Origin of the sequence: Streptomyces antimicrobicus (genome assembly GCF_020532625.1) — a bacterium.
GTDB classification, from domain to species: Bacteria; Actinomycetota; Actinomycetes; order Streptomycetales; family Streptomycetaceae; genus Streptomyces; species Streptomyces antimicrobicus.
Genome location: NZ_JAJAUY010000067.1, coordinates 18,112 through 32,612, shown reverse-complemented (window position 1 = coordinate 32,612; position 14,501 = coordinate 18,112). Strand labels below are relative to the sequence as shown.

The 14,501-nt window shown below is 76.1% G+C and carries 11 protein-coding genes; 3 read left to right on the top strand and 8 right to left on the bottom strand.

What is annotated here, in order from left to right; translation table 11 throughout:
- Positions 1–412 precede the first annotated feature (412 nt).
- On the bottom strand, positions 413–1,486 hold the full coding sequence (locus LG632_RS17870) for a pyridoxal-phosphate-dependent aminotransferase family protein (RefSeq protein ID WP_226728326.1): 1,074 nt from the start codon (positions 1,484–1,486) through the stop codon (positions 413–415).
- Between the two features lie 65 nt (positions 1,487–1,551).
- Between LG632_RS17870 and LG632_RS17865 the strand changes: the two genes are divergently transcribed.
- Positions 1,552–2,646, top strand: coding sequence for an amidohydrolase family protein (locus tag LG632_RS17865; RefSeq protein WP_226728325.1), 1,095 nt, complete (start codon positions 1,552–1,554; stop codon positions 2,644–2,646).
- A gap of 373 nt (positions 2,647–3,019) precedes the next feature.
- Complete coding sequence (locus LG632_RS17860) at positions 3,020–3,991, top strand: SCO1860 family LAETG-anchored protein (protein ID WP_226728324.1); 972 nt, start codon at positions 3,020–3,022, stop codon at positions 3,989–3,991.
- Positions 3,992–4,125: 134 nt separating this feature from the next.
- On the opposite strand, the gene LG632_RS17855 is transcribed toward LG632_RS17860, so the two are convergent.
- Together LG632_RS17855 and cobC are read right to left on the bottom strand one after the other, a co-directional pair.
- Positions 4,126–5,346 (bottom strand): CapA family protein, encoded by a 1,221-nt coding sequence (locus LG632_RS17855; protein WP_226728323.1) that lies wholly within the window; start codon positions 5,344–5,346, stop codon positions 4,126–4,128.
- Between the two features lie 152 nt (positions 5,347–5,498).
- A complete protein-coding gene (gene cobC / locus LG632_RS17850) occupies positions 5,499–6,926 on the bottom strand; it encodes an Rv2231c family histidinol phosphate aminotransferase CobC (protein WP_226728322.1) in 1,428 nt (475 codons plus the stop codon).
- A gap of 91 nt (positions 6,927–7,017) precedes the next feature.
- On the opposite strand from cobC, the gene LG632_RS17845 reads away from it, so the two are divergent.
- The gene (locus tag LG632_RS17845) at positions 7,018–7,743 is read left to right on the top strand and encodes a ZIP family metal transporter (protein ID WP_226728321.1); all 726 of its coding nucleotides are present in this window, start codon (positions 7,018–7,020) and stop codon (positions 7,741–7,743) included.
- 2 nt (positions 7,744–7,745) lie between these two features.
- Here the strand turns inward: LG632_RS17845 and LG632_RS17840 are convergent, their stop codons facing one another.
- From LG632_RS17840 to LG632_RS17820, 5 genes are read right to left on the bottom strand one after another with little or no spacing between them, the layout of a single operon-like run.
- Positions 7,746–9,137 (bottom strand): cobyrinic acid a,c-diamide synthase CobB, encoded by a 1,392-nt coding sequence (locus tag LG632_RS17840; protein ID WP_226728320.1) that lies wholly within the window; start codon positions 9,135–9,137, stop codon positions 7,746–7,748.
- Positions 9,134–9,733 carry a cob(I)yrinic acid a,c-diamide adenosyltransferase gene (gene cobO / locus LG632_RS17835; RefSeq protein ID WP_226728319.1) on the bottom strand — a complete coding sequence of 200 codons (600 nt, stop codon included), beginning with the start codon at positions 9,731–9,733 and terminating at the stop codon, positions 9,134–9,136. Before cobO ends, LG632_RS17840 begins: the two co-directional genes overlap by 4 nt.
- Positions 9,733–11,871 carry a putative cobaltochelatase gene (locus tag LG632_RS17830; protein WP_226728318.1) on the bottom strand — a complete coding sequence of 713 codons (2,139 nt, stop codon included), beginning with the start codon at positions 11,869–11,871 and terminating at the stop codon, positions 9,733–9,735. The genes cobO and LG632_RS17830 overlap by 1 nt, the downstream gene beginning before the upstream one ends.
- Positions 11,868–13,496, bottom strand: a complete 1,629-nt coding sequence (locus tag LG632_RS17825; protein WP_226728317.1) for a cobyric acid synthase — start codon at positions 13,494–13,496, stop codon at positions 11,868–11,870. Before LG632_RS17825 ends, LG632_RS17830 begins: the two co-directional genes overlap by 4 nt.
- Positions 13,493–14,497, bottom strand: coding sequence for a cobalamin biosynthesis protein (locus LG632_RS17820; RefSeq protein ID WP_226728316.1), 1,005 nt, complete (start codon positions 14,495–14,497; stop codon positions 13,493–13,495). The genes LG632_RS17825 and LG632_RS17820 overlap by 4 nt, the downstream gene beginning before the upstream one ends.
- Positions 14,498–14,501 lie beyond the last annotated feature (4 nt).

Here is a 14,501-nt window from a genome sequence, read left to right as displayed (position 1 = left end):
ACCGGGCTCGTTGCCGGGCGCCATGCCCCGGGCCCGCTGCCGTCCGCAGGCTGGGCCGCTCCACGGCCGCAAGCGGGGGTCGCTCCTGGGCCGCCTACGCCGGGCCCGATCCGCGGGTCTCGCACGCCGGGCCCGCAAGCCGGTCGCGTACGCCCGGCCCGCTTTCCGGCCTCAAGCCGGTCGCGTACGCCGGGCTCGCTGCCCGGACCCGAGTCGCGCAGCGCCGCGATCTGGGCCGCTCCTCGGTACGCCCGGCCCGCCCCCGGGGCCGGGCACCACGAGCCCGCTACGGCCGCGCACGCCCGCCCGCTACGGCCGCGCCCGCCCGCCCGCTACGGCCCGCGCAGGTCGGGCCCGCTCCCGGCCGTGCCGGGGCAGAGGCAGGGCCAGGGGCGCGGGCGTCAAGGCCCGCCTAGGCGCCCCACGCCTGCGTAGCCGCCGTCAGGGCCGGGGCCGGGTCGGTCGACAGGGCTGTGGCCAGGGCCGTCAGGGCGGTGTGGACCATCGGCAGGGACGCGGCCGGGCCGTAGTGGTTGACCCGGAGCATCGAGGCGGCCAGGGCGCCGCCACCGGCCGCCAGCGGGGCGGACGGCTCGGCGGCCAGGGCCTTGGCGGCGACCACCGAGGCGTCCGCCACGCGCAGCGTGGTGGCCACCGGCGCCGCCTGCGCGGCCACCGGCACGTACGGTGCCACGCCCAGCGCCGCCGCACCCGCCCGGGTCGCCGCCGCCGCGGCGGCGTGCCGCGCCTGCACGGCCGGCAGGCCCTCGGCCGCGATCCGGTCCAGGCAGGCCTCCAGCGCCAGCATCTCCAACTGGGCCGGGGCGTGCGGCAGTACGGTCCGGCCCGGGTCGATCCACCGCTCCTTCCAGTCCAGCAGCGACAGGTAGGAGCGGCGGGGCGCCGCCGGGTTGGCCGCGAACCGCTCCCACGCCCGCGCGGAGACCGACACTGCCGAGACGCCGGCCGGCCCGCCCATCGCCTTCTGCGCGCCGATCACGCACAGGTCGACGCCCCACGCGTCCGGCAGCAGCGGCTCCGCCCCGACCGAGGCGACCGCGTCGAGCATGAACAGCGCCCCGTGCGCCCGGACGACCTCGCCGATCTCCGCCACCGGATTGGTGTTGCCGGTGGCCGCCTCGGCGTGCACCAGCGAGACGAAGTCGATCTCCGGCCGCGCCCGGAGGGCCTCGGCGACCTGCTCCGCCGTCACCGCCGTCTCGAAGGGCACCGCCAGGTCCACTACCTGCGCGCCGCAGTCCCGCAGCCAGTTGCCGAACGTGGTCCCGTAGGGGCCGGTCACCACGTTCAGCGCGGTCGAACCGGGCCGGGCCCCGGACCGGATGCACCCCTCCAGCGGCAGCAGCGCCTCGCCCTGGGTGATCACCACGTCCTGGCCCGTGGCCAGCAGCTGCGCGACCCCCCGTTCGATCGAGGCGAACCGCTCGGCGGTGAGCGGCGGCAGGTCCAGCAGGGGGTGCGTCACGGTGGTGCTCTCTTCGTCCGAAGGTACGAGGGTGAGCCTACCGATGCCGTGCGTACAGTGCGGACATGAGCGACGTGAGCCATGTGCTGCATGTGAAGGGGCGGGTCCTGGTGGGTCCGCAGGACGTCCGCGACGAGCTGTGGGTCGTCGGCGGCCGGATCACCTACGAACGCCCGCGCACCGCCGGTGAGGTGACCACCGTCTCCGGCTGGGCGCTGCCCGGCCTGGTCGACGCGCACTGCCACGTGGGCCTCGACGCCCACGGCCCGGTGGACGAGGTGACCAGCGAGAAGCAGGCGCTCACCGACCGGGAGGCGGGAGCGCTGCTGATCCGGGACGCCGGTTCGCCGTCCGACACCCGCTGGATCGACGACCGCGACGACCTTCCGAAGATCATCCGGGCCGGCCGCCACATCGCCCGCACCCGCCGCTACATCCGCAACTACGCCCACGAGATCGAGCCCGGCGATCTGGTGGCCTACGTCGCCCGCGAGGCGGTGCGCGGCGACGGCTGGGTCAAGCTGGTCGGCGACTGGATCGAGCGGGAGGTCGGCGATCTGACGCCGTGCTGGCCGCGCGAGGCGGTGGAGGCGGCCATCGCGGAGGCGCACCGGCTCGGTGCCCGGGTCACCGCGCACTGCTTCGCCGAGGACTCGCTGCGCGACCTGGTCGAGGCGGGCATCGACTGCGTCGAGCACGCCACGGGGCTGACGGAGGAGACCATTCCGCTCTTCGCCGAACGGCAGGTGGCGATCGTGCCGACCCTGGTGAACATCGCGACGTTCCCGCGGCTCGCGGCGGGTGGCGAGGCGAAGTTCCCGCGCTGGTCGGCGCATATGCGCCGGCTCCACGAACGCCGCTACGACACGGTCCGCGCGGCCTACGACGCCGGGGTGCCGGTCTACGTCGGCACGGACGCGGGCGGTTCGCTGCCGCACGGGCTGGTCGCGGCGGAGGTGGCGGAACTGGTCAAGGCCGGTATCCCCGCCCTGGACGCGCTCTCGGCGACGGCCTGGGGAGCCCGGAGCTGGCTGGGGCGGCCGGGTCTGGAGGAGGGCGCTCCGGCGGACCTGGTGGTCTACGCCGAGGACCCGCGCGCGGACGTGCGGGCGCTGGCGGACCCGCTCCGGGTCGTGCTCAACGGCCGGATCTTCGCATGAAGCCGGTCGGGGCCGCGTCGGGGCCGCGTCCGGGTCGCGTCGGCGCCCGCGTTGACGCCGGTGTTGACGCAGGGCCGTGACGCGGTGGCCCGGCCGGTCGTTGGAATGGGGCGCGTCGAGCCGCGTCGAGGCTGGGCCGGGTCGCGCCGGGCCGTTCGTCCGCGCTGAGGTGGGGCGAGGGGGTACTCCTGTGCCAGGTGGGGCGCCGTAATTCGAACAATGTCACGGAAACCCCTCTTTGGAGTGAACTCACGTCGGGTGTCCGCCTGTTCACCCACAGTGCGTAAAGATTTCGGGGACGAGGCCGTCGGCGTGCGCCATGTCCCCCATGGGCGGCGCGGCGGCCACCCATCTCCCTGGGGGTTCCACCACCTTGAACAGCTCCACCTTCCGCATGCCCGCGGCCGCCCTGCTCGCCACGGGGGCGGTCGCCCTGCTGGCCGCACCGCCCGCCCACGCCACCGGCACCCCGCCCGGCACCCCGGCGTCGGGCACCGGCAAGGCGAGCGCGGTCGTCCTGCGGGCCGGGTTGGACGTGGGCCTGCTCGACAAGGCCGTCCACCTGCCGCTGCAGACCACCTTGAACCAGGTCGACGCCCCCGCCCGGGCCGAGAAGACCGCGCTGACCGTCCGGCTCGACGGCGTCGACCAGGGCAGGCCGGTGAACGTGCTCCAGGCGGACGTCGCCACCTCCAAGGCCACGGCCGACACCCGGCAGGCCGAGGCCGAGGCCGCACTCGCGCACGCCAAGGTCCATGTCCCGGGCCTGCCCGTGCTGTCCCTCATCGAGGTCGAGAAGGTCACCTCCAAGGCCGTCTGCGAGGCCGGCCGGCAGCCCGTGGCCAGCTCGAACGTGCTCGGCGCGGTGACCGTCCTGGGCAAGAAGGTCACCCTCTCCGCCGGCGGCCCGACCCGGGTCGCGGTGCCGGGCGTGGGCGAGGTGACCCTGGCCCTGTCCGAGGCGAGCACCACCTCGACCACCGCCGCGGCGGCCGCCCTGCGCCTGAAGGTGTCCGTGAATCCGCTCGAGCTCAACGTCGCCGAGGTCGAGGGCGAGGTGGTCCTGGCCGAGGCGCGCTGCGAGTCCCCCAGGGCGGCCAAGCCCGAGACCAAGCCAGAGACCAAGCCCGAGACCGGTTCCCAGCCCGAGGCGAAGCCGGCGGACGTCAAGGTCCACTCCGGCGGCACCGCCCCGGTGGCCTCCGGCACCCACGCCAACCTCGCCGAGACCGGCGGCAGTTCGCTGACGCCCTACCTCGCGGGCGGCGCCCTCCTGCTGCTCGGCGCCGGCGCGGGCGCCCTCGTCCTCACCCGCGGCCGGGGCCGCGGCCACGGCGACGCCTGACGCACCCGGGCGAGGCCTCAGGCACCCGCACGGCACCTGAGGCGCCCGCGTCGCCTACGGCGTGCTGCCCGGAGTGCCCGCGCCCACCGCGTGCCCGGGGTGCCCGCGCCCACCGCGCGCCCGGGTGCCCGCGCCTACCGGGTGGCCTTCACCAGCCCCTGCTCGGCCGCCTTGCGCGACAGCACGGCCTCGCTGACCTGCCGGTCGACGGCGGCGTACTCGTTCTTCTTCGCCGCCGGCAGCGCGCCGTCCGAGGCGGCGCAGGACGCGCAGACCACCCGGAACGGCGGTCCCATGTCGGAGTACTGCGTGAAGTACTCCGCCTTCACCACCTCCCACCGGCCCGGGTGCGCGGCCGACGGGCCGAAGGTGAAGCGGGGCACGGACGACATGTTCCCGCGCTTCTTGTCCTCGGGCACGAAGCTGGCGACCTGGTCGCCCATCCCGAAGACCACCCACGTGCCGTTGATCTTCTCGTAGGGCTGCGGCACGTGGTTGTGGGTGCCGATGATCAGGTCGATGTCGGGCAGCCCGTCGGTGCGCGACGCCGTCAGCGCCTGCGCCAGGTCCCGCTGCTGCTGGTCCGGGGCGGTCTGCCACTCGGTGCCCCAGTGGATGCTGAGGACGACGACGTCCGCGCCCGCCTTCCGGGCGGCGCGGGCGTCGGCGACGATCCGGTTCTGGTCGAGCAGATTCACCGACCAGGGCTTGTCCTTGGGGAGCGGGATGCCGTTCGTGCCGTACGTGTACGACAGCTGCGCGATCTTCGCGCCACCCGCGGTCAGCAGCGCCGGGGCCTTGGCCTCCTCGGCGCCGCGGGCCGAGCCGACGTGCTTGATGCCGACCCGGTCGAGGTGCTCCAGGGTGCGGGCCAGGCCCTCGTACCCGGCGTCCAGCGTGTGGTTCGAGGCCGTCGAGCAGCTCTCGTAGCCGGTGTCCTTGAGGGCGTCGGCCAGTTCGTGCGGCGCCTTGAACGTCGGGTAGCCGGTGTAGGGGCCGCCCGGGGCGCCGTACGGTATCTCGTGGTGGCATATCGCCACGTCCGCCGACGAGACGATCGGCTTGATCCCGGCGAGGATCTTGCGGAAGTCGTGGCCCTTGCCGCCCGCGTCGTCCGCGGCCCGCTGGACGATCGACGGGTACGGGATGATGTCACCGGTCGCGACCAGCGTGAACGGCCGGGCGTCGGCGGGTACCTGGGCCTTGGGCGTGCCGCCGCGCTGCGCGGCGTCGCCCGACAGCCGCTGCTCGGCGGACGCGCCGTCCGCGCCGAGCAGCTTCGGAGCGGCGTAGGCGCCCGCGCCGACGGCGGCCAGCACAGTGACCGCCAGCCCGATCCTGGCCGGTGTCCTCATCACGTTCCCCCTGTTCGGCGGCCGGACGCGGAGTTCCGACTCCCCCCGGATACTGTCGCACGCCTGTTCCGTACGCCATCCGGATGGTGGAACGTTACGCCGTCCGGGGTCCGGCCGGGGCGGGGGACGAGCCCCCGCCCCGCCCGCCCCGGTCAGGGCGAGGTGAGGGTCAGCGCGTGGTCCAGGGCCTGGAGGAGTCGGCCCGTCGTCGCCCGGTCGCGCACCGCCAGCCGCAGCCAGGAGCGGTCCAGCCCGGGGAAGGTGTCCCCGCGCCGCACGGCGAAGCCGAGGGCCCGCAGCCGGGTCCGCACCTCGGCCGCCCGCTCCACCCGGATCAGCACGAACGGCCCCTGCGCCGCGCCGCACACCGAGATCTCCTCGAACTCCGCCAGCCCGGCGAGCAGATGCGCCCGGTCCACCGCGATCCGCTCCGCGGCGGCCTCCGCCTCCGCCAGGGCCCGCGGCGACACGCAGGCCTCGGCCGCGGCCAGCGCCGGGCTCGACACCGGCCACAGCGGCTGCGCCGCCGCGAGCCGGGCGATCACCTCCGGTTCGGCGAGCACGTAGCCGATCCGCAGCCCGGCCAGCCCCCAGGTCTTGGTCAGGCTGCGCAGCACCACCAGCCCCGGCACGTCCGTCCGCCCGGCCAGCGCCTCCCGCTCGCCCGGCACCGCGTCCATGAACGCCTCGTCCACCACCAGGATCCGCCCCGGCCGGGCCAGCGCGACCAGGTCGGCGGCCGGGTGCAGTACGGAGGTCGGGTTGGTCGGGTTGCCCACCACCACCAGGTCGGCCTCCGGCGGCACCAGCGCCGGATCCAGCCGGAAGCCGTCCTCGGCCCGCAGCAGCACCCGCTCCACCCGGTGCCCGGCGTCGCGCAGGGCCGCCTCCGGCTCGGTGAACTGCGGATGCACCACCACCGGCCGTACGGCGCCCAGGGCGCGCGCGACCAGCACGAACGCCTCGGCCGCCCCGGCGGTCAGCAGCACCCGCTCCACCGGCAGGCCGTGCCGCGCGGCGACCGCCGCCCGGGCCGCCCGGCCGTCCGGATAGGCAGCCAGGGTGTCCAGCGAGTCGGCGATCCGCTGCTTGAGCCAGGCCGGCGGGGTGCCGGTGCGGACGTTGACCGCCAGGTCGACGAGCCCCGCGCCGCCGTCCACCACCTCGGCGTCCCCGTGGTGGCGCAGGTCGTGCGCCTCCAAGACGGCGGCCAGCGCACAGGTCGCCGCCGCCGACTTCCGCTTCGCCACCAGCAGGTGCCCGCCGCCGCTGCCGGCCAGCGCCGCCGCCTCGGCCACCGACGGGGTGCCGGTGGCCTCCTGTACCGCTTGCGCCGGATGCGGGACCGCGACCCGGGCCAGTTCCTCGGCCGGGTAGCCGAGCAGAGGGAGGCCGAAACGTTTCGCCGCCTCGGCGATCCCCGGCTCCCCGGCCTTGGACTCGACCGTGGCCAGCGCCGTCACCGCCGCCACGGGCAGCCCGGCGGCGCACAGCGTCTCCTCCACCAGCGTGCACACCTCCGCCGCCGACACCCCCGCGCGGGCGCCGACGCCGACCACCACCTGCTCGTACTCGCCCATCGGCGGTCCTTCCTCACTCGTCAACGTCGGGTCCTGTCCTGGTGCGCGCGCACACGTGCGCCCGGGCCCGGCAGTCGGTATGCAGGGGCACATGGCGGTGATCGTGGCGCTGGGCGCGTTCCTGATGACGCTGGCGGGCGGATGGACGGCGCAACGCGTCACCGACCGCCGCCACCTGGTCCTGGGCCTCGCCGGCGGGCTGATGCTCGGCGTGGTGGGCCTGGACCTGCTGCCGGAGGCCCTGGACGCCGCCGGCACCCCGGTGTTCGGCGTCCCGGCGGCCCTGCTGCTGTTCGTGGGCGGCTTCCTGACCGCGCACGTCGTGGAACGCCTGCTGGCCGTACGGCAGGCCGCGCACGGCGCCGAGAACGGGGCCCGGGTGCCGCAGGTCGGCCTGACCGCGGCGGCGGCGATGGTCGGCCACAGCCTCGCCGACGGGGTGGCGCTGGGCGCGGCGTTCCAGGTCGGCGGCGGGATGGGGGCCGCCGTGGCGCTGGCCGTGGTCACCCACGACTTCGCCGACGGCTTCAACACCTACACCCTCACCCGCCTCTACGGGAACGCCCGCCGCAAGGCGCTCGCGATGCTGTTCGCGGACGCCGTAGCCCCGGTCGTCGGCGCCGCGTCCACCCTGCTGTTCACCCTTCCGGAGGAACCGCTCGGTGCCTACCTCGGCTTCTTCGGCGGCGCTTTGCTCTACCTCGCGTCCGCCGAGATCCTGCCCGAGGCGCACCACCGGCACCCCGCCCTGTCGACGCTGCTGTGCACGGTGGGCGGGGTGGCCGGGATCTGGCTGGTCGTCGGCGTCGCGGAATGAGCTCATGGCGTGGCCGGGTGCTCCCGGGCCGCCGCGTGGGCCCGCGCCGCCGCCGTCAGACGCGCCGCCACGGACGGCTCCGCCGCCCAGTGGGTGTGCAGGTAGCTGGCGTGCACGCCCTGCTGCACGAAGCCCTCGACGCGCCGCTCGGGACGGGTGAAGCCCCAGGCCGGCGTCGCGCCGGCGGACGGCTCCACCACCGTGCGGTGGAACTCGTGACCGCGCAGCCGGGTGCCGGCCGCCGCGAGCGGGCTGTCCGACACCGCGACCGCCTCGCGGTAGCCGAGGGTCAGCCGCTGCGTCATGCGGGCGTGGGCGTCGATGACGCCGCACATCGGGGTGCCGTCGAGGGACCGGACGAGGTAGAGCAGCCCGGCGCACTCCGCGGCCACCGGCGCGCCGGCCGCCGCCAGTTCGGCCACGGCCTTGCGCAGGCGTTCGTTGGCCCCCAGGTCCTGGGCGTAGACCTCGGGGAACCCACCGCCGACGACGAGGCCGGCCGTGCCGTCCGGCAGGGCCTCGTCGTGCAGCGGGTCGAACGCCACCACCTGCGCCCCGGCGGCCGTGAGCAGCTCGGCGTGCTCGGCGTAGGAGAAGGTGAAGGCGGCGCCCCCGGCCACGGCGATGACGGGCCGGGGTCCGCCCGGAGCCGTGTCCACCGCGGCGGGAGGGGGCGACCACGGCTCGCCCGCCAGGGGCGGGGCCGAGCGGGCCAGGGCCAGCAGCGCGTCCAGGTCGCAGCCCTGGCGGACCTGCTCCGCCAGGGCCGCCACGGCGGCCACGGCGTCGGCGCGGCGTTCGGCCACGGGCACCAGGCCGAGGTGGCGGGACGGGGTGGCCACCTGCGGGGCCCGGCGCAGGACGCCGAGGACCGGCGTGCCGGCCTCCTCCAGCGCCTCGCGCAGCATCACCTCGTGCCGGTCGGAACCGACCTTGTTCAGGATCACACCGCCCAGGCGCACCTGGGGGTCGAACGAGGCGAAGCCGTGCACCAGCGCCGCCACCGACCGCGACTGCGAGCTCGCGTCCACCACGAGCACCACCGGCGCCCGCAGCAGCTTGGCCACCTGCGCCGTCGAGGCCAGCTCGCCCCGCCCGGCCGCGCCGTCGTACAGGCCCATCACGCCCTCGACCACGGCCAGGTCGCACCCGGCCGCCCCGTGCGCGAACAGCGGGGCGATCAGCTCCGGCCCGCACAGGAACGCGTCCAGGTTGCGCCCCGGCCGGCCCGTGGCCAGCGCGTGGTAGCCGGGGTCGATGTAGTCGGGCCCGGCCTTGTGCGGGGACACGGCCAGGCCGCGTCCGGCGAAGGCGGCCATCAGGCCGGTCGCGACCGTGGTCTTGCCGCTCCCCGAGGAGGGAGCGGCGATGACCAGCCGGGGGACGGACGTCACCACTCGATGCCCTTCTGGCCCTTCTGGCCGGTGTCCATGGGGTGCTTGACCTTGGTCATCTCGGTGACCAGGTCCGCGAACTCCACCAGCTTCTCCGGCGCGTTGCGGCCCGTGATCACCACGTGCTGGCTGCCGGGGCGGGCGCGCAGCACCTCGATCACCTCGTCCACGTCGATCCAGCCCCAGTGCAACGGGTACGCGAACTCGTCCAGCACGTACAGCTTGTGCGTCTCGGCCACCAGGTCCCGCTTGACCTGCTCCCAGCCCTCCTTGGCCGCCTGCTCGTTGTCGAGCTGGGCGTCGCGCTGGACCCAGGACCAGCCCTCGCCCATCTTGTGCCAGACGACGCTGCCGCCCTTGCCGCTCTCGCCGAGCACCTTCAGCGCGTTCTCCTCGCCGACCTTCCACTTCGCCGACTTGACGAACTGGAACACCCCGATCGGCCAGCCCTGGTTCCAGGCGCGCAGCGCGAGCCCGAAGGCCGCCGTCGACTTGCCCTTGCCGGGGCCGGTGTGGACGAAGACCAGCGGGCGGTTGCGGCGCTGGCGGGTGGTGAGCCCGTCGTCGGGGATGACGGACGGCTGTCCCTGGGGCATTACGCGGCCTTCCTGTGGGAGGGAGAGGAAACGGACGTACGGACGTTCTTCACGAGCCCGGCCAACGCGTCGGCGCGCAGCCCGTCGAGGGTGACCGCCGGCCCGCCCAGATCGGCGGCGAGCGCGGCGGCCAGACCCAGCCGGACGTGGCCGCTCTCGCAGTCCACGACCACTGAGGCGACGCCCTCGGCGTGCAGCAGCCGCGCCGAACGGGCCGCCAGGGCACGCGGATCGCCGCCCACGGCCCCGGCCGAGGTGGCCCGGCCGTCGGTCACGACCACCAGCAGCGGCCGGCGCGAGGGATCGCGCAGCTTCTCGACGCGCAGCACCTCGCGCGCCTTGAGCAGCCCGGCCGCGAGCGGGGTGCGCCCGCCCGTCGGCAGCTTCTCCATCCGGGCCGCGGCCGCGTCCACCGACGAGGTCGGCGGCAGCGCCAGCTCGGCGGCCGCGCCGCGGAAGGTGATCAGCCCGACCTTGTCGCGCCGCTGGTAGGCGTCCAGCAGCAGGGACAGCACGGCGCCCTTGACGGCGCCCATGCGCTGCCGGGCCGCCATGGAGCCGGAGGCGTCCACGACGAACAGCACCAGGTTGCCCTCGCGGCCCTCGCGGCTCGCCTGCCGCAGGTCGTCCTTGCGCACGACGAGCCCGGGCCCGCTGCGCCCGCGCGCCCGCTGGTGCGGGGCGGCCGCGTGCACGGTCGCGGCCAGGTGCAGCTTGGTCAGCTGCCCGCGCGGCCGCTGCGCGCCCACGGTCCGCCCGTGCGCCGTACGGGCCCGGGAGCGGCGCCCGGCGGCGCCGTCGCCGAGGCCGGGCACGCTGAACATCCGGGTGCGGAACGGATCCGCCGCCGGCACGGCCGCCTGGAGCGGGCCCTCCTGCGGGCCCGCCGACTCGGGCGAGGGCGGGGCCTCGCCCCGGGCCGGCTCCGGCTCGCGCTCCGGGTGGCGCTCCGGCTCCGCCTCCGGTGCCGCCTCGGGCGCCGGGGGCTCCTCGGCGGTGTCCTCCGGGCCGTTCCCCTCCGGCGTACCGCCGCCGTCGGGGCCGCCGCCGTCCGGGCCGTCGCCGCCGTCGTCCGGGCCCTGCGGCTCCGGGTCCGGGTCGGGCTCGGGCTCGGGCTCCGGCTCGTCGTCCTCGAACCGGTCGAGGATCTCGTCGAGCCGGTCCTCGTCCAGGCCGGGCGCGTCGAACGGGTTGCGCCGCCGCCGGTGGGGGAGTGCCAGCAGGGCCGCCTGCCGGACGTCCTCCTTGCGCACCGCCGTCCGCCCCGCCCACGCGGCCAGGGCCGTCGCGGTCCGGGCCATCACGATGTCGGCCCGCATGCCGTCCACCTCGAACCCGGCGCAGGTCGCGGCGATCATCAGCAGCGCGCGGTCGCCGAGGACCACCCGCGGCAGCAGCGCCCGGGCCGCCACCACGCGCTCGCGGACCTCCGCCTCGTCGGCGGCCCAGCGGGTGGCGAAGGCGGCCGGGTCGTCCTCGTAGGCGAGCCGTCGGCGCACCACCTCGACGCGCTGCTCCGGCTCGCGCGAGGCGGCCACCTCGACGGTCAGGCCGAACCGGTCGAGCAGCTGCGGACGCAGCTCGCCCTCCTCCGGGTTCATGGTGCCGACCAGCAGGAACCGGGCCGCGTGCCGTACGGAGACCCCCTCGCGCTCGACGTACGAGGCGCCCATCGCGGCGGCGTCGAGCAGCACGTCGACCAGGTGGTCGTGCAGCAGGTTGACCTCGTCGACGTAGAGGATGCCGCGGTGGGCGTCCGCGAGCAGGCCCGGCTCGAAGGCCTTCACGCCCTCCGCCAGGGCCCGTTCGATGTCCAGGGCGCCGACGAGCCGGTCCTCGGAGGCGCCGACGGGCAGCTCCACCATCCGCGCGGGGCGCTCGGCTGCCGTCCCGGCCTCGTGCGGCCCGTCCGGGCAGCCGGGGTCCGGCGCGGCGGGCGCGCAGGAGAACCGGCAGCCGGGGACGACGTCCACCTGGGGCAGCAGCGCGGTCAGCGCGCGCACGGCGGTGGACTTGGCGGTGCCCTTCTCGCCGCGCACCAGCACTCCGCCGACCGCCGGGCTGACGGCGTTCAGCAGCAGCGCCAGCCGGAGGTCGGTCTGTCCGACGACCGCGGTGAAGGGGTACGGGGTGCTCATCGGGCTCCTCCGGCGGCAGCGCTGGTGGCGGTGGTGGTGGTCGGCTCGGTCGGCTCGGTCGTGGCGGTCGGCTCGGTCGTGGCGGTCGTGGCGGTCGGGGGGAACGCGGGCGCGCCCGGCGGCAGGAACGGCAGCCCGGCCGGAGCGCCGTCCTCGATCAGCCGCATGAGGGCGCCGGTGTCGGCGTGCTCCTCGATCAGGTCGCCCAGCAGGTCCAGCTGCTCCTCGCGCAGCGCGCCGAACGAGGTGTCGGGAGCCGGGACGAAGCGGCGCCCGGCGGCCGCGGCGACCTCCCGCAGGAAGGCCCGGCGGAAGCCGTCGGACTCCAGCGAGCCGTGCCAGTGCGTCCCCCACACCGAGCCCACCCGGCACCCGTCGAGGAACGGCTCCCCGCCCAGCACCTCGGCCACGCCGTGGTGGATCTCGTACCCGGTGACCGGCTCGCCCAACGCCGAACCGGCGGGCCGGGCCAGGGTCTTCTCCCGCGCGAAGCGCACCCGTACGGGCAGCAGCCCGAGACCGTCCACCACGCCCGCCCGGGACTCCACCTCGTCCTCGATGCGCTCGCCCAGCGCCTGGAAACCGCCGCAGATGCCCAGCACCGGCCGGCCCTCCGCCGCGCGCCGGGCCAGCGCGTCCGCCAGTCCGCGCTCGCGCAGCCACTCCAGCGCCCGTACGGTGCCGCGGGTGCCGGGGACGACGACCAGGTCGGCGTCGACCAGCTCCTCGGCGCGGTCCACGAACCGCACGACCACGCCCGGCTCGGCGGCCAGCGCGTCCACATCGGTGAAGTTCGACATCAGCGGCACCGCGCAGACGGCGACCCGCAGCACGTCCTCGCCCACCGGCGGGGCCACCACCGACTCGCGTACGGCGCCGCGCAGCGACACGCGCAGCCCGTCCTCCTCGTCGATGCCCAGCCCGTGCCGGTACGGCAGCACGCCGTACGTGGGGCGGCCCGTCAGGTCGCGGAGCATGTCGAGGCCCGGCTCCAGCAGGGAGACGTCGCCGCGGAACTTGTTGACCAGGTAGCCGGCGACCAGGCCCTGGTCCTCGGGCGCCAGCAGGGCCGTGGTGCCGAAGAAGGACGCGAAGACCCCGCCCCGGTCGATGTCGCCGACGACGACCACCGGGAACCGCGCGGCCCGCGCGATGCCCATGTTCACGATGTCGGTCCGGCGCAGGTTGATCTCGGCCGGACTGCCCGCCCCCTCGCAGATCACGGCGTCATACGTGCCCCGCAGCTGCTCCAGGCAGTCCGTGACCACGCCGAGCAGCTGCTCCTGCCGGCCGCCGTGGTAGCCGCGGGCGCTCATCTCGCCCACCGGCTTGCCCAGCAGCACCACCTGGCTGCTGCGGTCGCTGCCGGGCTTGAGCAGCACCGGGTTCATCAGGGCGGTCGGCTCGACGCGGGCGGCCTGCGCCTGCATGGCCTGGGCCCGGCCGATCTCGGCCCCCTCGCGGGTGACGAAGGAGTTCAAGGACATGTTCTGCGCCTTGAACGGGGCCACCTTCACGCCCCGGCGCACCAGCCAGCGGCAGATCCCCGCCGTGACCACGCTCTTGCCGGCGTCCGAGGTCGTACCGGCGACCAGCAGACCGCCACCGCGCTTCGTCGCGCTCATCCGCGTCCCCTCCCTGCCCGGGCGGCCCGGCGCACCCGGGCCGCCTGCGAGGCCCGTCCCGCCGCCAGGCGGCCCGCGACGCAGGCGGCCAGCGCCACCCACGTCACCCGCCGGGACAGCCGGACCGCCCGTTCGATGTCGGCGACCGCGACCGGCCGCCCCTGGTCGCCGTTGAGCACGGCGCGGTGCTCGACCCGGCCGCCGTACGCCAGCGTGCCGCCCAGCCGCACCCCGAGGGCACCGGCGAACGCTGCCTCCACCGGGCCGGCGTTGGGGCTCGGGTGTGCGGCGGCGTCCGCCCGCCACGCCCGGACGGCGCCGCGCGGGTCGGGTCCGGCCAGCACCGCGGCCAGGGCGGTCAGCCGCGCGCCGGGCCAGCCCGCCAGGTCGTCGAGGCGGGCGGAGGCCCAGCCGTAGCGCAGGTGGCGGGGCGACTTGTGGCCCACCATGGCGTCCAGGGTGTTCACCGCGCGGAACGCCAGCAGCCCCGGCACCCCGGCCACGGCCCCCCACACCAGGGCGCCGACGACCGCGTCGGAGGTGTTCTCGGCGACGGACTCCACCACCGCCCGGGCGATCTGCCGGTCGTCCAGGGCGTGCGGGTCGCGGCCGCACAGGTGCGGCAGCCGCTCCCGGGCCACCTCGGTGTCCCCGGCGGCCAGCGCCCCGCCGATGGCACGGGCCTCGCGGCCCAGGGAGGTCCCGCCGACGACGGCCCAGGTCGCGGCCGCGGTCAGGGCCACCCGGGCGGCGGTTCGGACGGGTGCGGGCAGGGCCCGGGCGGCACGGTCGGCCAGGACGCCGACGGCCACCGCGCCCGAGACGCAGACGGCGGTGTGCAGGGCGCCGCGGGCGCGGTCGTCGCGCCACAGGGCGCGTTCGACGGCGGCGGCGGCTCGTCCGAAGGCTGCCACGGGGTGCCCCCGGCGCGGATCCCCGAGGATCCGGTCGCCGATCAGGCCCGCCGCGGCGCCGTACGCGAAGACGCGATCGGCACGCATGGTC